16 protein-coding genes and 1 riboswitch are annotated in these 23,277 nt (G+C 59.7%); of the genes, 10 read left to right on the plus strand and 6 right to left on the minus strand.

What is annotated here, in order from left to right:
- Nucleotides 1–37: 37 nt before the first annotated feature.
- From KVQ82_RS06085 to KVQ82_RS06095, 3 genes are all read right to left on the minus strand, one after another.
- Nucleotides 38–622: a TMEM165/GDT1 family protein gene (locus KVQ82_RS06085; protein WP_222018413.1), complete on the minus strand. Its 585-nt coding sequence runs from the start codon at nt 620–622 to the stop codon at nt 38–40.
- An 88-nt stretch (nt 623–710) separates the two neighbouring features.
- Nucleotides 711–833, minus strand: a riboswitch (yybP-ykoY riboswitch).
- Nucleotides 834–873: 40 nt separating this feature from the next.
- The gene (locus tag KVQ82_RS06090; protein ID WP_003228088.1) at nt 874–1,872 is read right to left on the minus strand and encodes a class I SAM-dependent methyltransferase; all 999 of its coding nucleotides are present in this window, start codon (nt 1,870–1,872) and stop codon (nt 874–876) included.
- 33 nt (nt 1,873–1,905) lie between these two features.
- Nucleotides 1,906–2,871, minus strand: coding sequence for a 2-hydroxyacid dehydrogenase (locus KVQ82_RS06095; protein WP_222018414.1), 966 nt, complete (start codon nt 2,869–2,871; stop codon nt 1,906–1,908).
- Between the two features lie 241 nt (nt 2,872–3,112).
- Between KVQ82_RS06095 and KVQ82_RS06100 the strand changes: the two genes are divergently transcribed.
- The 5 genes from KVQ82_RS06100 to KVQ82_RS06120 all read left to right on the plus strand — a co-directional run bounded on the left by KVQ82_RS06100 (nt 3,113) and on the right by KVQ82_RS06120 (nt 12,238).
- Entirely contained in the window at nt 3,113–3,742 is a 630-nt protein-coding gene (locus KVQ82_RS06100) for a LysE family translocator (protein ID WP_027612203.1), read from the plus strand.
- 256 nt (nt 3,743–3,998) lie between these two features.
- Nucleotides 3,999–5,681, plus strand: coding sequence for a fatty acid--CoA ligase (locus KVQ82_RS06105; protein ID WP_222018415.1), 1,683 nt, complete (start codon nt 3,999–4,001; stop codon nt 5,679–5,681).
- 338 nt (nt 5,682–6,019) lie between these two features.
- Nucleotides 6,020–7,909 carry a DUF1302 domain-containing protein gene (locus KVQ82_RS06110; RefSeq protein WP_222018416.1) on the plus strand — a complete coding sequence of 630 codons (1,890 nt, stop codon included), beginning with the start codon at nt 6,020–6,022 and terminating at the stop codon, nt 7,907–7,909.
- Between the two features lie 28 nt (nt 7,910–7,937).
- Nucleotides 7,938–9,302 carry a DUF1329 domain-containing protein gene (locus KVQ82_RS06115; RefSeq protein ID WP_041072394.1) on the plus strand — a complete coding sequence of 455 codons (1,365 nt, stop codon included), beginning with the start codon at nt 7,938–7,940 and terminating at the stop codon, nt 9,300–9,302.
- A gap of 203 nt (nt 9,303–9,505) precedes the next feature.
- A complete protein-coding gene (locus KVQ82_RS06120) occupies nt 9,506–12,238 on the plus strand; it encodes a LuxR C-terminal-related transcriptional regulator (protein ID WP_222018417.1) in 2,733 nt (910 codons plus the stop codon).
- A 78-nt stretch (nt 12,239–12,316) separates the two neighbouring features.
- On the opposite strand, the gene KVQ82_RS06125 is transcribed toward KVQ82_RS06120, so the two are convergent.
- A complete protein-coding gene (locus KVQ82_RS06125) occupies nt 12,317–16,261 on the minus strand; it encodes a M10 family metallopeptidase (RefSeq protein WP_222018418.1) in 3,945 nt (1,314 codons plus the stop codon).
- A gap of 206 nt (nt 16,262–16,467) precedes the next feature.
- Here KVQ82_RS06125 and KVQ82_RS06130 point away from each other — a divergent pair, with 206 nt between their 5' ends.
- On the plus strand, nt 16,468–17,112 hold the full coding sequence (locus tag KVQ82_RS06130; RefSeq protein WP_222018419.1) for an MBL fold metallo-hydrolase: 645 nt from the start codon (nt 16,468–16,470) through the stop codon (nt 17,110–17,112).
- 114 nt (nt 17,113–17,226) lie between these two features.
- Nucleotides 17,227–17,961, plus strand: coding sequence for an OmpA family protein (locus KVQ82_RS06135; protein WP_007961595.1), 735 nt, complete (start codon nt 17,227–17,229; stop codon nt 17,959–17,961).
- 261 nt (nt 17,962–18,222) lie between these two features.
- On the opposite strand, the gene KVQ82_RS06140 is transcribed toward KVQ82_RS06135, so the two are convergent.
- Complete coding sequence (locus KVQ82_RS06140; RefSeq protein WP_007961596.1) at nt 18,223–18,657, minus strand: YhcB family protein; 435 nt, start codon at nt 18,655–18,657, stop codon at nt 18,223–18,225.
- Nucleotides 18,658–18,801: 144 nt separating this feature from the next.
- Here KVQ82_RS06140 and KVQ82_RS06145 point away from each other — a divergent pair, with 144 nt between their 5' ends.
- The 3 genes from KVQ82_RS06145 (at nt 18,802) to zapE (ending at nt 21,996) form a co-directional block, all read left to right on the plus strand.
- Entirely contained in the window at nt 18,802–19,431 is a 630-nt protein-coding gene (locus KVQ82_RS06145; RefSeq protein WP_222018420.1) for an alpha/beta hydrolase, read from the plus strand.
- Between the two features lie 24 nt (nt 19,432–19,455).
- The gene (locus KVQ82_RS06150; RefSeq protein ID WP_222018421.1) at nt 19,456–20,811 is read left to right on the plus strand and encodes a tryptophan--tRNA ligase; all 1,356 of its coding nucleotides are present in this window, start codon (nt 19,456–19,458) and stop codon (nt 20,809–20,811) included.
- 90 nt (nt 20,812–20,901) lie between these two features.
- Nucleotides 20,902–21,996 carry a cell division protein ZapE gene (gene zapE, locus KVQ82_RS06155; protein WP_041074841.1) on the plus strand — a complete coding sequence of 365 codons (1,095 nt, stop codon included), beginning with the start codon at nt 20,902–20,904 and terminating at the stop codon, nt 21,994–21,996.
- A 193-nt stretch (nt 21,997–22,189) separates the two neighbouring features.
- Here zapE and KVQ82_RS06160 read toward each other — a convergent pair whose 3' ends face one another.
- Entirely contained in the window at nt 22,190–23,086 is an 897-nt protein-coding gene (locus tag KVQ82_RS06160) for a GlxA family transcriptional regulator (protein ID WP_174376918.1), read from the minus strand.
- Nucleotides 23,087–23,277 lie beyond the last annotated feature (191 nt).

The following is a 23,277-nucleotide window of genomic DNA, read 5'->3' on the forward strand; positions in this document are numbered from 1 at the left end:
CCCTCACCACAGATTTTGTGGGGTTCAGTAGATTGGGTTAAACCCAGCCACTGCTCTGCATCGCCTTGTACACCGCAACGATCGCCAGAATCAGGAATGCCGAAGCCGCCAAGCGACGGATCAGCGTCAGCGGCAGTTTCTCCGCGGCAAAGTTACCCGCCAATACCACCGGCACGTTGGCAATCAGCATGCCTGCCGTGGTGCCGATAATCACCAGCCACAGCTCAGGGTATTGCGCCGCCAGCATCACGGTGGCGATCTGGGTCTTGTCACCGATTTCCGCCAGGAAGAACGCGATCAGCGTGGTCAGGAAGGGCCCGAACTTGCGCGCGGTGCCGGCTTCATCGTCATCCATCTTGTCCGGGACCAGCGTCCACAGTGCAGTGGCGGCGAAGCTCGCGGCAAGAATCCAGTGCAACACCGCGTCGGAGAAGAAGCTGCCGAACCAGGCGCCTACCGCACCGGCTGCTGCGTGGTTGGCCAAGGTCGCGGCGACGATACCGGCAATGATCGGCCAGGGTTTGCGAAAGCGAGCGGCGAGAATCAGCGCGAGCAGTTGCGTCTTGTCGCCGATTTCGGCCAAGGCAACGATTGCGGTGGGAACGAGTAACGAGTCCAGCATCAGGATTTCCTAAGGGGCGGGTCGACACGGCTATGACACGTACAGCCTTCCCGCCCCGGGTAAGGTGTGCGTGTCATAGGTCTTGTCAAACCCTGCGATCCGTCTGGTGCGGACGCTTGGGTCGCATACGCCATGATCTGAGGATCAAGTATGTTGACGTATGCCGGACGAGCGTGGCGCTCGTGGGAGACTACTCCCCTAGGACGGAGCGGATTCTGCCTAGGCAGAATCCATTCGGCAAGTGCTAATTTTCAGCCGCGCTTGGCCCGGTAAATCCGGAAACCATTGCCTTCGGCCTTGATCGCGCACACGCCCAGATGCTCTTCGATCAATGGCTGATACTTCAGGAAGCTGTTCGCAACCAAGCGCAGTTCGCCGCCGTTTTTCAGATGTTTGGCTGCTTTTCGCAGCAAGTTCTCGGTAGCGAAATAGTCTGTATGCACCCCGACATGGAACGGCGGGTTGCTCAGAATCGCGTTCAAACCCATGGGTGCAGCATCGATGCCGTCACCGGTCAGCACTTCGGCTTCCAGACCGTTGGCCGCTAAAGTAAGACGACTGCTGGCGGCGGCGAAGGCATCGACGTCGAGCAAAGTCACCTGATTGTGCGGATAACGCCGTTTGACCGCCGCGCCCAACACCCCGGCGCCACAACCGAAATCCAGCAGATGACCGCTCGGCAGTTTGTCCAGATGCTCCAGCAGCAGCGCGCTGCCGCGGTCCAGTCGACCATGGCTGAACACGCCCGGCAGGCTGATGACTTTAAGCGGGCCTTCGGCCAGTGGCAGCTCGTAAGTCTGCGCCAGGCTTTCCAGCGATTTGGCTTCCGGCGCATTGGCCACGGTCACTTGCCACAGTTGGCAGTGACGGGCGCTGTCGAGTTTGCGCGGTTTGCCAAACGGGTTGAGCTGCTTGGAAGCGCCCTCGATACCGCTGCGTTTTTCCCCGACCAGAAACACCTCGCGCCCGGGCAGACGCGCGGCCACGGCATTGAGGATGTAATCGGTCAGGTCCTTGGACTTGGGCAAAAACACCACGGCGCTGTCGAACTCGCGCTCCGGCACGTTTACGCCGAAATGGCTGCGACCTTCGAAGCGCGCATCGAGAGCGGCCTGATCGCCGGCATGCCAGCACCAGCCGAACGCATTGGGCAGGCGCCCGAGCAGATCGTCGGCAGGCAAACCGGCCAACAACAGCGAACCCTGGAATAACTCGGCCTGACGAAGCAGTACTTCACTGCGCGGATCCATAACTGCTCCTTGGAAAAAAAGTGCCGCAGTTTATCAACTGACGACCCGCAGCGCTTTACCGCTGAAGAATGCCTGGGCGTTTTCGGTCAATTGGCCGACGATGCGTTGCCGCGCTTCGCGACTGCCCCAGGCGTTGTGCGGAGTGACGATCAGCCGTGGAATGTCGGCGGCCAGCAGCGGATTGCCGTTGACCGGCGGTTCGACGCTGAGCACATCGGTCGCCGCACCGCCGAGGTGACCGTTGCGCAGGGCATCGGCCAAGGCTTGCTCGTCGATCAAACCACCGCGAGCGGTGTTGACCACAAAGGCGCCGGGTTTCATCGCTGCCAGCTCGCGGGCGCCGATGAAGTGTCGGGTGTGTTCATTAAGCGGGCAGTGCAGGGTCAGGGCGTCGATCTGCGGCAGCAATTCGTTCAGCGGCAGACGGTCCGGGCGTGCCGGGCGGCCGGGAATCTGCCCGAGCAACACACGCATGCCAAACGCTTCGGCCAGCCTTGCGACCGCGCCGCCGAGCTCACCGTGACCAAGCAGGCCAAGGGTTTTGCCCTCCAGTTCGACAATCGGGTAGTCCAGCAGGCAGAACTGTCTGGCTTGCTGCCAGCGACCATCGCCGACGGCTTTTTGATAATCGGCCAAGCGGGTGGCGAGGTTGAGCAGCAACATGATCGTGTGCTGCGCCACCGACGGCGTGCCGTAACCCTGACAGTTGCACACGGTGATGCCGTGGGCGCGGGCCGCGTCCAGATCAACGTTGTTGGTGCCGGTGGCGGTGATCAGGATCAGTTGCAGATCCGGATTGGCGGCCATCGCGGCGGCGTCGATGCGGATCTTGTTGGTGATCGCCACGCGGGCACCGTGCAGGCGTTCGGCGACTTGTTCCGGTGCGGTCTGGGCGAACAGTTGCAGGTCGCTGAAGCAGGCGCGCAACGGGCTGAGGTCAAGATCGCCGAGATCCAGAGACGGGTGATCGAGGAATACGGCGCGGCGCGGGTTCGTCATCAACTGTACCTTTTGTGCTTGGAACGGAAGGCGTAATCTGCCGAGCCTACCAGATGAAACAATTGGTTACTCAGAGCCAGAGGTACTCACAAGTTCTTTGGGAGCGAGCTTGCTCGCGAAGAGGGCGGATCAAGCGAATTGCTGTTGTCTGACACACCGCTTTCGCGAGCAAGCTCGCTCCCACAGGGAAAACATCTGCGCCATGAGTCCGATTTGACTGATTACTTCCAGAGGAGCCCCCATGTACTGGACCGAGTTCTTGACCGTTGCCCTGATCCACCTGCTGGCCGTGGCCAGCCCCGGCCCGGACTTTGCCGTAGTGGTGCGCGAGAGCGTGACCCATGGTCGTCGCGCCGGCACCTGGACCGCGCTGGGTGTGGGCACGGCGATTTTCCTGCATGTGGGTTATTCGCTGCTGGGCATCGGCCTGATCGTGTCGCAGTCGATCGTGCTGTTCAACGCCTTGAAATGGGCCGCCGCCGCTTACCTGCTGTACATCGGCTTCAAAGCCTTGCGCGCGCAGCCGGCGAAAACCGTTACCGATGACCTGCACAAGGAAGCTGGCGTGCGTACCGCGCGCGGCGCCTTCACTTCAGGCTTCGTCACCAATGGCCTGAACCCGAAAGCCACGCTGTTTTTCCTGTCGCTGTTCACCGTGGTGATCAACCCGCACACGCCACTGGCGGTGCAGGCGGGTTACGGGGTTTACCTGGCCGTTGCGACCGCGTTCTGGTTCTGCCTGGTGGCGATGCTGTTCAGTCAGCAACGTGTACGTGCCGGTTTTGCCCGCATGGGCCATTGGTTCGACCGCACCATGGGCGCGGTGCTGATCGCTCTCGGCGTGAAAATCGCGTTCACCGAGATGCATTGATCAATACTCACCTGTAGGAGCTGCCGCAGGCTGCGATCTTTTGATGTTGCTTTTAGAAGATCAAAAGATCGCAGCCTGCGGCAGCTCCTACAGAAGAGCAAGCGGCCTGATCGGCGCTGAATACCGGCAAATGCTGGCGCAAAGCTAGCATTTGTACGGCTGTGCAAATCATTCCTTCGGCTGATTTGGCTGGGGTATAACGGCTCTAGAGTAATGCTCTCTACGCCAACACCGTGCAGCCAGAAAAGGGATTCATATGTTGCAGACTCGCGTCATTCCCCCGGCCGATGGGGCCTACCAGTATCCATTGCTGATCAAGCGGTTGCTGATGTCCGGCGCCCGTTACGAGAAAACCCGCGAGATCATCTATCGAGACCAGTTGCGCTACAGCTATCCGACCCTGATCGAGCGGGTTGCGCGGCTGGCCAACGTGTTGACGGCGGCCGGGGTGAAGGCGGGTGACACCGTGGCGGTGATGGACTGGGACAGCCATCGCTACCTGGAATGCATGTTCGCCATCCCGATGATCGGCGCGGTGATTCACACCATCAACGTACGGCTGTCGCCGGAGCAGATCCTCTACACCATGAACCACGCCGAGGACCGCTTCGTGCTGGTCAACAGCGAGTTCGTCGGACTGTATCAGGCCATCGCGCCGCACCTGACCACGGTGGAGAAAACCCTGCTGCTGACCGATCTGCCGGAAAAGACCGCCGAGCTGCCGAATCTGGTCGGCGAGTACGAGCAACTGCTGGCCGCCGCCAGTGCGCACTACGACTTTCAGGATTTCGACGAAAACTCCGTCGCCACCACGTTCTACACCACTGGCACCACCGGCAATCCGAAGGGCGTGTATTTCACCCATCGGCAACTGGTGCTGCACACCATGGGCGTGTCGACGATCATGGGCGCGATCGACAGCGTGCGCCTGCTCGGCACCAACGACGTGTACATGCCGATCACGCCGATGTTCCATGTGCATGCCTGGGGTTTGCCGTACGTGGCGACGATGCTCGGGCTCAAGCAGGTTTATCCGGGGCGTTACGACCCGGAGTTCCTGGTCGAGCTGTGGCGCAAGGAGAAGGTCACGTTCTCCCACTGCGTGCCGACCATCCTGCAAATGCTGCTCAACGCCAAAGGCGCGCAGGGCACCGATTTCGGTGGCTGGAAAATCGTCATCGGCGGCAGTGCGCTCAATCGCACGCTGTATGAAACCGCCAAGGCCCGGGGCATTCAACTGACGGCGGCGTACGGCATGTCGGAGACCGGGCCGCTGGTCTCGTGTGCGCACCTCAACGACGAACTGATGGCTGGCACCGAAGACGAGCGCACCACTTACCGGATCAAGGCTGGTGTGCCCGGGCCGCTGGTGGAAGCGGCGATCGTCGACGCCGAGGGCAACTTCCTCCCCGCCGATGGCGAAACCCAGGGCGAGCTAGTGTTGCGCGCGCCGTGGCTGACCGAAGGCTATTTCAACGAGCCGCAGAAAGGCGCCGAACTGTGGGCCGGCGGCTGGCTGCACACCGGCGATGTGGCAACACTCGACGGCATGGGCGTGATCGACATCCGCGACCGCATCAAGGACGTGATCAAGACCGGCGGCGAGTGGATCTCTTCGCTGGATCTCGAAGACCTGATCAGCCGTCATGTGGCGGTACGTGAAGTAGCAGTGGTGGGCATCGCTGATCCGCAGTGGGGCGAACGGCCGTTTGCGCTGCTGGTGATCCGCGAAGGGCACGAGATCGGCGCGCGCGAGCTCAAGGAACACCTCAAGCCGTTCGTGGAATTGGGACACTTGAGCAAGTGGGCGATTCCGAGCCAGATCGCCCTTGTTACGGAAATTCCCAAGACCAGTGTCGGCAAGCTCGACAAGAAGCGCATCCGCCTCGACATCACCGAATGGCAGGCCAACAACAGCACCTTCCTCTCGACACTTTAAGTGTCTGCTGGCGCGCCGAAAACGGCGCGCCAGACCCACCAAGCAAGCGCTTGGCTTGTTAAATCGAAAAAATCAGCCATCCTTGCCGAGCCGACATCTGTCGGACTGGCGAAAGGACTGTTCCAGAGTGGCCGGCAGCTGCAAATCACACTTTAGAGGGATCAAGCGATACCCGCCTGCTGGCTATAGTCCGCTCAAGGATTTTTAAGAACGGGGCACACGCACGACACGGGGCGATGCAACTTTGGAGTGACGTCGGGCAGCTACTGGCTCCCGGTCTTCCAGGCGTTTTTAAAAGTACTCAATGCCATAACAATAATGCACATGGAGTAGCGTCGATGACATCAGTAAACCAGTTCTGGCGCCGGGCTAAACTGCCTCTGGCCGTCAGTCTTGCCTCTACGCTCGCCGGGCCCGCATTCGGCGTCAGTTTCAACGTCGGTGAAATCGAAGGTCAGTTCGACTCTTCGCTCTCCCTGGGCATGAGTATCTCGACTCAGCAGCCGAACAAGGACCTTATTGGTGTCAACAACGGCGGCAAGGGCCTGTCCCAGACCTCCGACAACGGCCACCTGAACTTCAAGAGCGGGCAAGCCTTCTCGAAGATCTTCAAAGGCATCCATGATCTCGAATTGAAATACGGCGACACCGGAGTCTTCGTTCGGGGCAAATACTGGTACGACTTCGCGCTGCAGAACCAGGACCTGGAATACAAGGACGTCAGCAACCACAACCGCGATGTGGCGGCGCGTTCTTCCGGCGGGCAGATCCTCGACGCCTTCGTTTACCACAACTACTCGATTGCCGATGAGCCAGGTTCGGTGCGCCTGGGCAAGCAGGTAGTGAACTGGGGCGAAAGTACCTTCATCGGCGGTGGTATCAACTCGATCAACCCGATCGACGTGTCCGCGTTCCGTCGTCCGGGTGCCGAGATCAAGGAAGGTCTGATCCCGGTCAACATGTTCTATGTGTCGCAGAGCCTCACCGAAAACCTTTCGGCCGAAGGTTTCTATCAGATCGACTGGCAGAAGACCGTCACCGACAACTGCGGCACGTTCTTCTCGCAGCCGGACATCGTCACTACCGGTTGCGACGATAACCTGCGGGTACTGAACAAGCGCTCGACCATCCCGGCCATCGCGCTCGGCCCATTGGCAGGCGCGGGTGTCGACGTCAACGAAGAGGGTGTGCTGGTGCGCCGTTCGCCTAATCGCAATGCGCGTGACAGCGGACAGTGGGGCGTTTCCGCCAAGTACATGTTCGACCCACTGGCCACCGAGTTCGGTGCCTACTTCATGAACTATCACAGCCGCGCGCCGATCTTCAGCGCCACCGGCGCGCCACAGTCGATCTATAACGGCGTGGCGGCATTGCCGGGGCCATTCCGGGCGCTGGGACCACTGGTGGTCGCGGGCAACTCGGAATACTTCATCGAATACCCTGAAGACATTCGCCTCTACGGTCTGAGCTTCTCCACCACCCTGCCTACCGGTACGGCGTGGAGCGGTGAGGTCAGCTACCGGCCGAATGCGCCGGTACAGTTGAACTCCACCGACATCCTGTTCGCCGGTGTGCGTCCGCTGGGTGGCGCGTTGACCAATGCGTCGGTCCTCAACGGTGTGCCGGGCCAGGACCTGCACGGTTACAACCGCAAAGAGATCACCCAACTGCAAACCACTCTGACGCACTTCTTCGATCAGGTGATGGGCGCCAACCGTCTGACCCTGGTGGGTGAAGTCGGCGTGACCCACGTCGGTGGTCTGGAAAGCAAGTCCGAAGCCCGTTACGGCCGCGACCCGGTGTTCGGCCCGGGTGAATTGCCTGCCACTGGCGGTCTGAACACCTGCTCGCAGATCCTCAACACCTCGACCATCAACGGTGCCGGTCCGGGGGCGTCGCGCGATAACGTGTCCAGCAACTGCAACAACGACGGTTTCACCACCTCGACCTCGTGGGGCTATCGCGCTCGTGCGATCTGGGATTACAGCGACGTGTTCGCCGGTGTGAACCTCAAGCCGAACGTGGCCTGGTCGCATGACGTGAAAGGCTACTCGCCAGGCCCAGGCGGCAACTTCGAGGAAGGTCGCAAGGCGATCAGCCTCGGTCTGGATGCCGAATACCAGAACACCTACACGGCGAGCCTGGCCTACACCAACTTCTTTGGCGGCGACTACACGACCGTGGACGATCGTGACTTCGTTGCCCTCAGTGTTGGCGTGAACTTCTAAGCACAGTTTTTTCAGGACGAACACACATATGAAAATAACAAAGAGTCTGTTCCAAGCCGGTGTTCTGGGGCTGTCGCTGCTGGCGACCAGCGTCATGGCGGCCGTTCCCGCCGCCGAAGCCGACAAACTGGGCAAGAGCCTGACGCCGATGGGCGCTGAAATGGCTGGTAACGCTGACGGTTCGATTCCGGCCTGGAAACCGCTGCCGAAAAATGCCGGTACCGTCGACAGCAAGGGTTTCCTGTCCGACCCGTTCGGCAGTGAAAAACCGCTGTTCACCATCACCGCGCAGAACGTCGAGCAGTACAAGGCCAAGCTCGCTCCGGGCCAGTACGCGATGTTCAAGCGCTACCCGGATACCTTCAAGATGCCGGTGTACCCGTCCCATCGCGGCTCGACCGTGCCGGATGACGTGTTTGCCGCGATCAGGAAGAACGCCACCACCACCAATCTGGTTGCCGGCGGTAACGGTCTGGAAAACTTCGACACCGCCGTGCCGTTCCCGATTCCGAAAAGCGGTCTGGAGGTGATCTGGAACCACATCACCCGCTATCGCGGTGGCAGCGTGACCCGTCTGGTCACCCAGGCCACGCCGCAAACCAACGGCTCGTTCAGCCTGGTGTATTTCCAGGACCAGTTCGTGTTCCGCGACAAGATGAAGGATTACGATCCGGCCAACCCGGGCAACATCCTGTTCTACTTCAAGCAGAAAGTGACCGCGCCGGCACGTCTGGCCGGTACCGTGCTGCTGGTGCACGAAACCCTCGACCAGGTGAAGGAACCGCGCAAGGCCTGGGTTTACGCCACTGGCCAGCGCCGTGTACGTCAGGCACCGCAAGTGTCCTATGACGGGCCGGGTACTGCCGCGGATGGTCTGCGCACTTCCGACAACCTCGACATGTACAACGGTGCGCCGGATCGCTACGACTGGGCGCTGGAAGGCAAGAAAGAGATGTACATCGCCTCCAACAGCTACAAGATCGACTCGCCGACCCTCAAGTACGCCGACATCATCAAGGCTGGCCACATCAATCAGGATCTGACCCGTTACGAGCTGCGTCGGGTCTGGCACGTGGTGGCGACCCTGAAACCGGGTCAGCGCCATATCTACGCCAAACGTGACTTCTACATCGACGAAGACACCTGGCAGGCAGCGGTCATCGACCATTACGACGGTCGCGGTCAGCTGTGGCGTGTGGCCGAGGCGCATGCCGAGGATTACTACGACAAGCAAGTGCCGTGGTACGCGCTGGAAGCCCTGTACGACCTGCAATCGGGCCGTTACCTGGCACTGGGCATGAAGAACGAAGAGAAATCAGCGTATGACTTCGGCTTCTCTGCCACCAAGAGCGAATTCCAGCCGGGCAACCTGGGCCAGGACGGTATCCGCTAAGCTTTGACCCGAGGCCGCATCCTCGAAAAAACGCCCCGACTGGTTCGGGGCGTTTTTTTTCGTCGCGCTTTTACGCACTAGCGCCTGCTGGCTCGTAGTCTTTTTGTAGCCATTTGTAGCAATAACCTTCAAACCCTCTACGTTTACCGCTAGTCTGCGGACATCTGCTACGCCGCCAACCGCCATTCAAACAAGAGCCGGCCATGACTGATCTGTCCCCGCTTCCGGATCCTGCAAGCGCTGCCGTTGCGACGCTGGACGGGCGTTTTTTTCGCCCGCCGTTGCCCGACGGCCATGTGTCGCGACCGCGTCTGTGTGAGCGCCTGAGTGCGGGGCTTGCGGGGCGCCTGTTGCTGGTCTGTGCGCCAGCAGGCTTCGGCAAGAGCTCGCTGGCGGTGGAGTTCTGTCAGAGCCTGCCAGCGCACTGGCGAAGCCTCTGGTTGGGCCTGAGCCCGCGGGATAACGATCCGGGACGTTTTCTCGAGCGCTTGCTGGAAGGACTGCAGGACTACTTTCCGAATCTGGGCAGTCGCGCGCTGGGCCTGTTGAAGATGCGCCAGCGCCATCAGCCGTTTGCCTTCGAAGAATGGCTCGACGGCTTGCTCGATGAGCTGGCGCTGCAACTGCAGCCAACGGCGCCACTGCTGCTGGTGCTCGATGATTACCATCTCGCCCAAGGCCCGGTGCTCGACCGCTGCCTGCAGTTTTTCCTCAATCACTTGCCCGATGGCTTGCTGGTCATGGTCACCAGTCGGCAGCGTCCGGACTGGCATCTGGCGCGCCTGCGCCTGTCGCGACAACTGCTGGAACTGCACGAGCAGGATCTGCGTCTGACCCATGACGAAGCACTGACCCTGCTTGATCGACACAGCAGTTCATTGCGCGGTGAAGCCCTGGAAAATCTGATCCAGCGCAGCGAAGGCTGGGTGGCCGGGCTGCGTTTCTGGTTGCTGGCGGCATCTGAAGCCGGCAGCGAGGCCGCGTTACCGCAAGCGCTGAACGGCGGGGAGGGGCTGATTCGCGACTATCTGCTGGAGGAAGTCATCGATTGCCTGCCCGCCGAGGTACAGGCATTTCTCTACGACACCGCGCCTCAGGAACGCTTTTGCAGCGAACTGTGCGACGCGGTGCGTGAAGCCCACGACAGCGCCGAAATCCTGCGGTTTCTGCTGGCGCATCAGGTGTTTCTGGTACCGCTGGACGAGCACGGTCACTGGTATCGCTATCACCATTTGTTTTCCGATCTGCTGCGCAGCCGGCCCGTGACCCAGACGCTGGTGCCGGCGGCGACGCTGCATCTGCGCGCCTGCCGCTGGTTCAATGCTCAAGGGCTGCTCGACGAAGCGGTGGAGCAAGCCTTGCGCGCCGGCCACCTGGATGTGGCGGCGAATCTGGTGCAGAACCTGTCCGAGGAGCAACTGCTCGCCGAGCAGAACGTGGGCATGCTGCTGCGCTGGAAAATGGACTTGCCCGACAGTCTGCTGATCAGCACGCCACGCTTGATCGTGCTGTACAGTTGGGCGCTGGGGCTGGCCTGTCAGTTGGATGCCGCTGAAGAGCTGGCCAGTCATTTGAGTCGCTTCCTGCCAGCGCCTTCGGCCTCTGCGCAGAAGTCGATGCTTGCACAATGGCTGGCGCTCAGCGGGATCATCGCCCGGGGCCGTGGCCAGCGTGAACTGACTCACCGCTATTGCAGCGAAGCGCTGGAAAGCCTGCCGGTAAAACGTTACGGGCAACGTCTGATGTGCCTGTCGACCTTGTCCAATCTGGCGATCGCCGACGGCGACCTGTGGCGCGCCCGGGGCTTGAATCGCGAATCCCTCGAGCTGGCGCAGCGGGTTGGCAATCCGTTGTTCGAAGCCTTGGCGCATTACGACCGGGCACGGGTACTGCAGTCGCGCGGGGAAATATTGCGCGCGCTGGATGAGGTGCATCAGGGCCTGGAACGGTTGCGTGGACTGTCCCCGCAACGTCTGTATGCGGTACGTGCGCGGCTGACGCTGTACGAAGGTTTTCTGTTGTCCATGCGCTTGCAACCCCAGCAGGCCCGGGCGCGGTTGCTGAGCGGTGTGGCGGAAGCGCGGGCTTGCCGCGATATCAGTGTGTTGATCGGCCACTGCGTGATCGCCCGTCTGGACGGCGGTGCCGGCGAGTTTGCCAAAGCCTTTGCCGAACTTGCCGAAGCCGAGCGCCTGATGCACATCTGGGACGTCCCGCCGATCTACTATCTGGCAATGATCACCCTGGTCAAATGCGAACTGTGGCTGGTGCAGGGCCGTACCGATCTGGCCGAGGCCTGGCTGGCGCGTCTTGGTCAGACCTACACCGGAGAACGTGCGGCAGCGCCGCCGGAGTTTCATCCACAGTTGCCATTGCACGTCGAACTGCAGCAGGCGTTGCTCGATGTTATCAAAGGGCAGCCGATGCTCGCCGAAGGGCGCTTGAATGTGCTGCTGGAAAACGGTCAGCAAACCGGTCGACAGTTGCTGTGTGTAATGGCGCTGGCGCAGAAGGTCGCCTTATTGCTGGGCACTGGCCGCGAAACGGAAGCACGCAAGGTCTTGAGTCAGGCGCTGGAAGCGGCGGCGGGCGGCGTGATACAGCCGTTTGACGCCCTCGTCAGAGAACATCCGGACTGGTTGCGCAGCCAATTGCACGCTTCACCTGCGCTGGCCGGACAGCACTTATTGGCGCATTTTCCGCTGGTGGCTACTCGTCCAGTGGCCGAGTTCACCGCTACCGAACAACTCAGCAGCCGGGAGCTGGCGGTGCTGCGTTTGATTGCCCAAGGCTGTTCCAATCAGGAGATCAGTGAGCAGCTGTTCATTTCACTGCACACGGTGAAAACCCATGCGAGTCATATCAACAGCAAACTTGGCGTTGAGCGGCGTACGCAAGCGGTGGCGCGGGCTAAGGCCCTCGGAGTCCTGAGCTAGGCATAAAACATCGACAAAAAAACGCCCCGAGCCAGTCGGGGCGTTTTTTATCTATTTCTTCGCAGGTCTGTTTTCCCGTCAGGCCAACAAATCATTGGCACTGAAGCTGTTGACGCCAACCAGTTGAATTTCAAAATCGGCCCCGCTGTTGCCGCTGACATTCCCTGACAGAACGTGATCAACGAAGCGCAACTGCCCGGCTCCCGAAAACTCATTCGAACCAATGAATGTAAAACCATTGAGACCATTCTGAAGCAAGTTCGCGTCGATGAGTTTCAAGTCGATTTTGTCGCCTTGCAGGCTGTTGAAGTCGGTAATGACATCACGGCTGGAGTCTTTGCCCATATCGTTGAGAGCGCTGAACCTGAAAATGTCCGCGCCTGCTCCGCCGGTAAAAGTGTCCGTACCGAGACCGCCATCCAGAGTGTTGTTGCTGCTGTTGCCAATCAGTGTGTTGTTAGACGTATTGCCGATGACGTTGAACTGACCGGCGCCGAGCAGGGTGACGTTCTCGAAGTTCAGCAGGTTGCTGGTGCTCAGATCGACCGTGTTGGTCTGCTCCGTGGAGGCGTAGGTGATGTAAATAGTGTCGGTGCCCTCGTTGGCCAGTTCCTTGACCAGCGCCAGCTCACCGATTTGATCGACCAGGTAGGCGTCGTTGCCCTTGCCGCCGATCAGGGTGTCGAGCCCCCCCTGGCCGCTGAGTTCGTTGTTGCCATCGTTGCCGATGATCACGTTGTCCAGGGCGTTGCCGTAGCCGGCGATATTGCCGGTGCCGGTCAGCGTGAGGTTTTCCAGGTTGGCGCCCAGCACCCAGTTGACCGAGGAACGCACGGTGTCGATTTCGCTGGCGAGGGTGCTGGTTTCGACGATCACGTCGCCCGAGTTGTCGACGATGTAGGTGTCGTTGCCGGCGCCGCCGATCATGCGGTCGATACCGGCACCGCCGTCGAGGATGTTGTCACCGCTGTTGCCGGTAAGGGTGTTGTTGGAGGCATTGCCGATGACGTTGAACTGACCGGCGCCGAGCAGGGTGACGTTCTCGAAGTTCAGCAGGTTGCTGGTGCTCAGATCGACAGTATTGGTCTGCTCCGTGGAGGCGTAGGTGATGTAAATAGTGTCGGTGCCCTCGTTGGCCAGTTCCTTGACCAGCGCCAGCTCACCGATTTGATCGACCAGGTAGGCGTCGTTGCCCTTGCCGCCGATCAGGGTGTCGAGCCCCCCCTGGCCGCTGAGTTCGTTGTTGCCATCGTTGCCGATGATCACGTTGTCCAGGGCGTTGCCGTAGCCGGCGATATTGCCGGTGCCGGTCAGCGTGAGGTTTTCCAGGTTGGCGCCCAGCACCCAGTTGACCGAGGAACGCACGGTGTCGATTTCGTTGGCGAGGGTGCTGGTTTCGACGATCACGTCGCCCGAGTTGTCGACGATGTAGGTGTCGTTGCCGGTGCCACCGATCATGCGGTCAATACCGGTGCCACCGTCGAGGATATTGTCGCCGCTGTTGCCGGTTATGACATTGTTTCGCTCATTGCCGGTGCCGTTGATGTTTGCGGTACCCAGCAGTGTGAGATTTTCCAGGTTGGTGCCCAGGGAATAGCTCAATGTCGACATCACAGTGTCTATTTCGTCAAGCAAGGCACTGGTTTCAACAATCACGTCGCCAGCATTGTCGACGTAGTAGGTATCGTTGCCCGCGCCACCTTTCATTGTGTCGGCGCCGGCACCACCGTTGAGGGTGTTGGCGTCGGCGTTGCCCAGCAGGGTGTTGTTCAGGTCGTTGCCGATGATATTGAACTGGCCGGCGCCGAGCAGGGTGACGTTCTCGAAGTTCTGCAGGTTGCTGGTGCTCAGGTCGACGGTATTGGTCTGCGCCGTGGCAGCGTAGGTGACATAAAGGGTGTCAGTACCCTCGTTGGCCAGTTCCTTGACCAGCGCCAGCTCACCGATTTGATCGACCAGGTAAGCGTCGTCGCCCTTGCCGCCGATCAGGGTGTCGAGCCCCCCCTGGCCGCTGAGTTCGTTGTTGCCATCGTTGCCGATGATCACGTTGTCCAGGGCGTTGCCGTAGCCGGCGATATTGCCGGTGCCGGTCAGCGTGAGGTTTTCCAGGTTGGCGCCCAGCACCCAGTTGACCGAGGAACGCACGGTGTCGATTTCGTTGGCGAGGGTGCTGGTTTCGACGATCACGTCGCCCGAGTTGTCGACGATGTAGGTGTCGTTGCCGGTGCCACCGATCAGGGTATCGGCGCCTGCACGACCATCAAGGAGGTCGTCGCCGGCACCACCGTTGAGGGTGTTGGCGTCGGCGTTGCCCAGCAGGGTGTTGTTCAGGTCGTTGCCGATGATATTGAACTGGCCGGCGCCGAGCAGGGTGACGTTCTCGAAGTTCTGCAGGTTGCTGGTGCTCAGGTCGACGGTATTGGTCTGCGCCGTGGCAGCGTAGGTGACATAAAGGGTGTCAGTACCCTCGTTGGCCAGTTCCTTGACCAGCGCCAGCTCACCGATTTGATCGACCAGGTAAGCGTCGTCGCCCTTGCCGCCGATCAGGGTGTCGAGCCCCCCCTGGCCGCTGAGTTCGTTGTTGCCATCGTTGCCGATGATCACGTTGTCCAGGGCGTTGCCGTAGCCGGCGATATTGCCGGTGCCGGTCAGCGTGAGGTTTTCCAGGTTGGCGCCCAGCACCCAGTTGACCGAGGAACGCACGGTGTCGATTTCGCTGGCGAGGGTGCTGGTTTCGACGATCACGTCGCTCGAGTTGTCGACGATATAGGTGTCGTTGCCGGCGCCGCCGATCATGCGGTCAATACCGGTGCCACCGTCGAGGATATTGTCGCCGCTGTTGCCGGTTATGACATTGTTTCGCTCATTGCCGGTGCCGTTGATGTTTGCGGTACCCAGCAGTGTGAGATTTTCCAGGTTGGTGCCCAGGGAATAGCTCAATGTCGACATCACAGTGTCTATTTCCGAGGCCGATGTACCACGCTCGATAACCACGTCTCCGATGTTGTCGACGTAATAAGTGTCATTCCCGGCGCCGCCGTCCATGGTGTCGGCGCCCTCCATACCATTGAGAACATTGTTCAGCGCGTTGCCTGTCAGCGTGTCGTTGAATACCGAGCCAATGGCGTTTTCGATTTTGGCGCCAAAAGCAATCGCCAGGCCGTCATTGATCTGGGTGTTGTTGTTCAAATCCGTGAATGCTTTGCCGATCTTGCTGTAGGTGCCTTCATTGAGGTTGATATTGACGAATGTCAGTTGATTGCTGCCATCAATGGTGTCGTTACCACCTGCGTCCCAAATTGTTTCAAAAACCGACTGGTTGGCATCCCACTTGTAGTAGTTGTCGCCGGTTTGCCAGAGCATGTTTGCGCCATACAGACTCTGCATCGCAATGATGTCCAGCACCATTGGTGTTGTCGGCTGATAGGAATAGTTGCTGTTGTAGCTCATCACTGTGAAGTGAGCATCATCCAGCGACGGATCCAGAAGGGTCTTGTTGGTCGCACTGGTATCGAAGGGATGCTTGAGACCCAGCGCATGGCCGATTTCATGCACGAACGTCATGTAGTCGTAAGTGCCCTTGATTGGATTAGGGTCGCTGGTTTCTGTGCCGACCCAGACGTCACCGGCGGCCGGAAGGTTGTCAGGAAAGTAGGCCCAGGCTGCAGTCTTGTTGTCCATCAACCGATAGCCACCAAAACGCAAGTCGCCAACATTGTTGATGTTGTCGCTGGTCAGCGTGAACGTCAGGTTGGCGACGGCACTCCATGCACCCAGTGCACTGGTGATCGCAGTTTTTTGCGCGGACGTCAGTTCATACAGCGCGTTATATTCGTTTTTCGGACTGTAGTTAGTGGCGAAATACGAGGTCTCTGGAGCCATAAAACTATAGCTCAGACTGGTCGTCCCACCCAGTGGCCAAGTGGAGCCCAGCCAGTATTTACCGCCAATCAGGCTGTCGACGACAGCATTGCCAGTCAGTGAGGCGGGGAACGCGAAGGAGAACGTAATAGGCGTAGGCATGCGGGGATTTCCTGAGTGCGCTGCGGCCCTTCCTGAATGCGACCGCTACAAAAAAATGCGATTTTGCACCAGAAACAATACATTTGACATCATTAAGCCATCATTTTTTCGGATTAGTGGCGTCAAATAACTGACCGGGCAAATTGTATCGGCATGTGCAGTAGAATTCTGAAATAAGCCTTACGACCGTTCGTCCAGGATTTTCCATGACCGCCCCGAGCCCAACTCTGATTCGCGAAACCTTCCCCGTCGGCCCGCTCCAGTGCAACTGCACAATCATCGGCGACCCGATCAGCAAAAAAGCCATCGTCGTCGACCCAGGCGGCAATCCTGACCTGATCATGGCGCGCCTTGATGCTCACGGTCTGAAAGTCGTCAGCATCATCCACACCCACGCGCACCTCGATCACTTCCTCGCTTCCGGGCAGATGAAAGAGAAAACCGGCGCAACCTTGCATCTGCACAAGGAAGACCAGTTCCTGTGGGACAACCTTGAGATGCAATGCCAGATGTTTGGTGTGCCGTACACTCCGGTGCCGTCGCCGGATCGCTGGTTGAGCGACGATGAAGAACTGGCTTGCGGCTGTGGTGTCGCGCTGCATACGCCGGGACATACGCCCGGTTCCATGAGCTTTTGGTTTTCCGAGGCTAAGCTGTTGATTGCCGGCGACACGTTGTTTCGTCGCGGGGTAGGGCGCACGGATTTGTGGGGCGGCGATCAGGCGACCATCGTGCGATCGATCAAGCAGCGGCTGTACACGCTCGACGAAGACGCCATCGTGGTTGCCGGGCATGGTCCGGACACGCGTCTCGGGGATGAAATGCGCGAAAACCCGTTCGTGCGCGCCTAAACATTTTGTCACGAGTGTGCAGCGGAATTTTTCGGCATTGTCATGATCCAACGCCCGCAAAGGTCTATTGCCTAGGGCCGCTGCCACACAAAATGCAAAAACCAGGAGCACTTCATGTTCACCACGCCTCGTTTGATTATTGTTGCTACCGCTGTGGCCATGTTGGCCGGTTGCGCCTCGCCCAACCCGTATGACAATCAGGGGCAGGCCGACGGTGGCTCGCAAGGCATGAGCAAAACTGCCAAATACGGTGGTCTCGGCGCTCTGGCCGGTGCCCTGGCGGGTGCCGCCATCGACCACAACAACCGTGGCAAGGGCGCCTTGATCGGCGCGGCGGTGGTCGGTGCTTCGGCCGCCGGTTACGGTTACTACGCCGACCAGCAAGAGAAAAAGCTGCGCGCCAGCATGGCCAATACCGGGGTTGAAGTGCAGCGCCAAGGCGATCAGATCAAACTGATCATGCCGGGCAATATCACCTTCGCCACCGATTCGGCGAACATCGCACCGAGCTTCTACCAACCGCTGAACAACCTGGCGAACTCGCTGAAAGAGTTCAATCAGAACCAGATCGAAATCGTCGGCTACACCGACAGCACCGGCAGCCGCCAGCACAACATGGACCTGTCCCAGCGTCGTGCGCAGAGCGTGGCCACCTACCTGACCTCGCAAGGTGTCAGCGGTGCCAACCTGTCGGCCCGTGGCGCCGGCCCGGATAATCCGATCGCCAGCAACGGCGATGTCAATGGCCGCGCGCAGAACCGCCGCGTCGAGGTCAACCTGAAGGCGATTCCGGGTCAGCAGTATGGTGGTCAGCAGCAACAGCCGGGTACGGTTCAGCAGTATCCGTAACTGAATGCTTGAGTGAAGAAATGCCCGGTCTTGTGACCGGGCATTTTTTTGCCCGAACGCAGTCACCCTGTAGAAGCTGCGGCACGCTGCGATCTTTTGATCTTCAGGTTCAACAACAAGATCAAAAGATCGCAGCCTCGTTTTACTCGACAGCTCCTACAGGGTTGTTGGGCCTGTGCAGGCACCACAAACTCAACAGATACAAAAAAGCCCCCGGACAACCGAATTGTCCGGGGGCTTTTTGTTGGGCGCGAAACCCGATTACTTCTTCAGACCGTAATGCTCATCAAGCATACCCGGTGAGTTCGGGGCTTTTGGCGCGTAATCACGCGGCGGCTCCTGATCGCGCGGTGGCGTCAGACGTTCGCGCGGTGCCTGTGCGGCATCGGCGTGCAAAGCGGCGATCAGACGTTGACGGGTCTGCTCGTCCAGGGCCAGGCGGTTGGCGCCCTCGGCGAGATGATCCTGCACTTCCTGATAGCTTTGGGTCAGCTTCTTGACCAGCATCGCGGTGCTGTTGAAGTGGGTGACCACCTCGTTTTGATAGCTGTCGAAGCGCTCCTGGATATCATCCAGTTGACGCTGCGTGCGGCTCGGCGCGGCATTCGGTGCGACGCGAGCGATCAGGAATCCAATGGCGACACCCACAACCAGGGCAAGAGTCGGTAACAACCAAACTAAGAGCGAGTGTTCCACGAGTCCTTCCTCTATAAACGGCTTTGCTTTACGTTAACGGCTCGAACCTGCGCTGTATACCGCGATTCACTCGCAATAGATTGGCACAGACAATTTGCTAGACGAGTCGACCCGATTCGAGGTCACGGAGTTCCTTCCTTGCTGATGCGTGAAACCCCTGTAGTGATTGATGGCCCAGTCGGCCAAATCGAAGCGCTGTACCTCGATAACGAGCAGCCAATCGGCATCGCGCTGATCTGCCATCCGAACCCGGTGCAGGGCGGCACCATGCTCAACAAGGTCGTCTCGACCCTGCAGCGCACTGCGCGCGACGCCGGCCTGATTACTTTGCGCTTCAACTATCGCGGCGTCGGTGCCAGCGAAGGCTCCCACGACATGGGCAGCGGTGAAGTCGACGACGCCCAGGCCGCTGCCGCCTGGCTGCGGGAAAAGCACCCGGATCTGCCGCTGACCCTGTTCGGTTTCTCCTTCGGCGGATTTGTTGCAGCAAGTCTCGGCGGTCGTCTCGAAGCCCAAGGCGTGCAGCTCAAGCAGTTGTTCATGGTCGCGCCGGCGGTGATGCGCCTGGGCGATCAGGATCAACTGCCAGAGCACGGCGAGCTGACCGTGATCCAGCCGGAAACCGACGAAGTGATCGATCCGCAGTTGGTCTACGACTGGTCGGAACAACTCCAGCGCCCCCATGAGCTGCTGAAAGTGGCAGAATGCGGACACTTTTTTCATGGCAAGCTGACCGATCTCAAGGATCTGATCCTGCCGCGTCTCTCGAATTGATTGCAGTCTGACAAGCGATTACCCATGACGAACCGTACCCGTATTCTCACCGGCATCACCACCACCGGCACGCCGCACCTGGGCAACTACGCCGGCGCCATCCGCCCGGCGATCCTCGCCAGCCGCGACAGCAATGCCGATTCGTTCTACTTCCTGGCCGACTACCACGCCCTGATCAAATGCGATGACCCGCTGCGCATCCAGCGCTCGCGTCTGGAAATCGCCGCGACCTGGCTGGCCGGCGGCCTGGATGTCGACCGTGTGACCTTCTATCGCCAGTCCGACATTCCGGAAATTCCCGAGCTGACCTGGCTGCTGACCTGCGTCGCCGCCAAGGGCCTGCTCAACCGTGCGCACGCCTACAAGGCTTCGGTGGACAAGAATGTCGAGAGCGGTGAAGACCCGGATGCCGGCATCACCATGGGCCTCTACAGCTACCCGGTGCTGATGGCGGCGGACATTCTGATGTTCAACGCGCACAAGGTCCCGGTCGGTCGTGACCAGATCCAGCACGTGGAAATGGCCCGCGACATCGGCCAGCGCTTCAACCACCTGTTCGGCCAGGGCAAAGAGTTCTTCACCATGCCTGAAGCGCTGATCGAGGAAAGCGTGGCGACGTTGCCAGGCCTCGACGGGCGCAAGATGTCGAAGAGCTACGACAACACCATCCCGCTGTTCTCCAGCGCCAAAGAGATGAAGGACGCGATCTCGCGGATCGTCACCGACTCCAAAGCGCCGGGCGAAGCCAAAGATCCGGACAACTCGCACCTGTTCACCCTGTTCCAGGCGTTCGCCACACCGACGCAGGCTGACGAATTCCGCAGCGAACTGCTCGGCGGTCTGGGTTGGGGCGAGGCGAAGAATCGTCTGTTCCAGTTGCTCGACAATGAACTGGGCGAGTCCCGCGAACGCTATCACCATCTGATCGAGCGTCCGGCGGATCTGGAAGACATCCTGCAACACGGCGCGAAAAAGGCCCGTGCGGTGGCGACGCCGTTCCTCAACGAACTGCGTGAAGCGGTCGGCCTGCGTTCGTTCGTCAATCAGGTGCAAGTCGCGGCGACCACCAAGAAGAAAGCCGTGAAAGCTGCACGTTTCGTCAGCTTCCGTGAAGACGACGGCAGCTTCCGTTTCCGTCTGCTGGCGGCCGATGGCGAGCAACTGCTGCTGTCGCGCAACTTTGCCGACGGCAAAACCGCCGGCCAGGTGACCAAGCAACTGCAAACCGGTCAGGCGCTGGACATCCGCAATCAAGACCTGAGCTTCAGTGTGTGGCTGGAAGGCGAGTGCGTGGGTGACGGCCCGGCGTTCGCTGATGCTGCTGCGCGGGACGCCGCGATCGAAGCTTTGCGCGTAGCGCTGACCCCGGTTCAGGACTAAACAACGGTGCGGCCCGACCAAGGGCTGATTGCCATTCCTACGGGCCGTCGCTACAGTGACGGCCCGTTTTTGTTGCCTTGCTAACGAATTATGACGCCCCTAGAACGATACCAAGCTGATCTGAAACGCCCGGACTTCTTCCATGACGCCGCGCAGGAAACTGCCGTGCGTCATCTGCAGCGCCTGTACGACGATCTGATCGCGGCCGAGCAGAACAAGCCGGGTTTGCTGGGCAAACTGTTTGGCAAGAAGGATCAGACGCCGGTCAAGGGCCTGTACTTCTGGGGCGGCGTGGGTCGCGGCAAGACTTACCTGGTCGACACCTTCTTCGAAGCGCTGCCGTTCAAGGAAAAGACCCGCACCCACTTCCACCGTTTCATGAAACGTGTGCACGAAGAGATGAAAACCCTCGGCGGCGAGAAAAACCCGCTGACCATCATCGCCAAGCGTTTTGCGACCGAGTCGCGAGTGATCTGCTTCGATGAATTCTTCGTCTCGGACATCACCGACGCGATGATCCTCGGCACGCTGATGGAAGAGCTGTTCAAGAACGGCGTGACCCTGGTTGCGACCTCGAACATCGTTCCGGACGGCTTGTACAAGGACGGCCTGCAACGCGCACGCTTCCTGCCGGCCATCGCGCTGATCAAGCAGAACACCGAAATCGTCAACGTCGACAGCGGCGTCGACTACCGTCTGCGCCATCTCGAACAAGCGGAGCTGTTCCACTATCCGCTGGACGAAGCCGCGCACGAAAGCCTGCGCAAGAGCTTCAAGGCATTGACGCCGGAATGCACGGCGGCGGTCGAGAACGATGTGCTGATCATCGAGAACCGCGAAATCCGTGCCCTGCGCACCTGTGACGACGTGGCCTGGTTTGACTTCCGTGAACTGTGCGACGGCCCGCGCAGCCAGAACGACTACATCGAGCTGGGCAAGATATTCCACGCCGTGCTGCTCAGTGGTGTCGAACAGATGAGCGTCACCACTGACGACATCGCCCGACGCTTCATCAACATGGTTGACGAGTTCTACGACCGCAACGTCAAGCTGATCATTTCTGCCGAAGTCGAGTTGAAAGACCTGTACACCGGCGGACGCCTGACGTTCGAATTTCAGCGTACGCTGAGCCGTCTGCTGGAGATGCAATCGCACGAATTCCTGTCGCGGGCGCACAAGCCCTAAACAGATTCGGCATACAAAAAAAGGGCCTGCAATTGCAGGCCTTTTTTATGCGCTGAAAAAATCTCTAATGCACTGCAATCCCTGTGGGAGCTGGCTTGCCAGCGATAGCGGTTTGTCAGAGAAATAGATATCACCTGACACGACGCCATCGCTGGCAAGCCAGCTCCCACAGGTTTTGTATTTGCTCAGGGGCCTACGCAGCCTGCTGAAACTGCTGCCGATACTGGTTCGGCGACAACTCGGTGTGCTGGCGGAACAGCCGCGCAAAGAAGCTCGCATCGTCGTAGCCGACCTCATAACTGATGGTCTTGATGCTCTTGCGGCTGCCCGACAACAGACCTTTGGCAGTCTCGATGCGCAGGCGTTGCAGGTAGTGCAGCGGCTTGTCGCCAGTCGCGGTCTGAAAGCGGCGCATGAAGTTGCGGATGCTCATGCCGTGCTCGCGGGCCACGTCTTCGAAGCGGAACTTGTCGGCGAAATGCTCTTCGAGCCAGTGCTGGATCTGCAGGATGATCACGTCCTGGTGCAGCTTCTGCCCGCCGAAACCGATACGTCCCGGCGAATAACTGCGCTGCACTTCATACAGAATGTCGCGGGCCACGGCTTGCGCCACGTTGGCGCCGCAGAAGCGTTCGATCAGGTAGATATACAGGTCGCAGGCCGAAGTGGTACCGCCGGCGCAATACAGGTTGTCGGCGTCGGTCAGGTGCTTGTCCTGATTGAGGTACACCTTGGGAAAGCGCTCGGCAAAGGCATTGAAGAAGCGCCAGTAGGTGGTCGCTTCCTTGCCGTTGAGCAGCCCGGCCTCGGCCAGCCAGAACACCCCGGTGGCTTCGCCGCAGAGCACGGCGCCGCGGGCATGTTGCTCGCGCAGCCATGGCAGGATCTGTGGATAACGGCTGCACAGGGTGTCGAAATCATCCCAGAACGCCGGGAGGATGATGACGTCGGCGTTTTCCAGGCCGCCGTCCACCGGCATCATCACGTCACTGAAGCTGTTCACCGGTTTGCCGTCGGGGCTGACCAAGCGGGTTTCAAACGCCGGTGTCAGGCCGTGGCCCAGTTGTTTGCCGTAACGCAGGCTGGCCAAATGAAAGAAATCCTTGGCCTGCATGAGAGTGGATGCGAAAACCCGGTCGATTGCCAGGATGCTGACGCGCCGCAAGGGCGTGGAGACTTGCTTGGACATAATTCAACTTTTGTTTTGTTTTTATAAGGGAAAGTGGTCACCAGACGGCTGGATCGTCTTATTTTTTGTCGGATGTGTCCAGTGTCCTGTGT

The sequence above is a fragment of the Pseudomonas sp. AO-1 genome (genome assembly GCF_019775695.1).
GTDB lineage: Bacteria > Pseudomonadota > Gammaproteobacteria > Pseudomonadales > Pseudomonadaceae > Aquipseudomonas > Aquipseudomonas parakoreensis.

Excerpts from the sequence above, each read along its gene's own strand:
- KVQ82_RS06120 (WP_222018417.1), top strand. The coding sequence starts at position 9,506 with ATGACTGATCTGTCCCCGCTTCCGGATCCTGCAAGCGCTGCCGTTGCG.
- KVQ82_RS06135 (WP_007961595.1), top strand. The coding sequence starts at position 17,227 with ATGTTCACCACGCCTCGTTTGATTATTGTTGCTACCGCTGTGGCCATG.
- KVQ82_RS06150 (WP_222018421.1), top strand. The coding sequence starts at position 19,456 with ATGACGAACCGTACCCGTATTCTCACCGGCATCACCACCACCGGCACG.
- KVQ82_RS06145 (WP_222018420.1), top strand. The coding sequence starts at position 18,802 with ATGCGTGAAACCCCTGTAGTGATTGATGGCCCAGTCGGCCAAATCGAA.
- KVQ82_RS06105 (WP_222018415.1), top strand. The coding sequence starts at position 3,999 with ATGTTGCAGACTCGCGTCATTCCCCCGGCCGATGGGGCCTACCAGTAT.
- KVQ82_RS06085 (WP_222018413.1), bottom strand. The coding sequence starts at position 622 with ATGCTGGACTCGTTACTCGTTCCCACCGCAATCGTTGCCTTGGCCGAA.
- KVQ82_RS06110 (WP_222018416.1), top strand. The coding sequence starts at position 6,020 with ATGACATCAGTAAACCAGTTCTGGCGCCGGGCTAAACTGCCTCTGGCC.
- KVQ82_RS06125 (WP_222018418.1), bottom strand. The coding sequence starts at position 16,261 with ATGCCTACGCCTATTACGTTCTCCTTCGCGTTCCCCGCCTCACTGACT.
- KVQ82_RS06130 (WP_222018419.1), top strand. The coding sequence starts at position 16,468 with ATGACCGCCCCGAGCCCAACTCTGATTCGCGAAACCTTCCCCGTCGGC.
- KVQ82_RS06115 (WP_041072394.1), top strand. The coding sequence starts at position 7,938 with ATGAAAATAACAAAGAGTCTGTTCCAAGCCGGTGTTCTGGGGCTGTCG.
- KVQ82_RS06095 (WP_222018414.1), bottom strand. The coding sequence starts at position 2,871 with ATGACGAACCCGCGCCGCGCCGTATTCCTCGATCACCCGTCTCTGGAT.
- KVQ82_RS06100 (WP_027612203.1), top strand. The coding sequence starts at position 3,113 with ATGTACTGGACCGAGTTCTTGACCGTTGCCCTGATCCACCTGCTGGCC.
- KVQ82_RS06090 (WP_003228088.1), bottom strand. The coding sequence starts at position 1,872 with ATGGATCCGCGCAGTGAAGTACTGCTTCGTCAGGCCGAGTTATTCCAG.
- zapE (WP_041074841.1), top strand. The coding sequence starts at position 20,902 with ATGACGCCCCTAGAACGATACCAAGCTGATCTGAAACGCCCGGACTTC.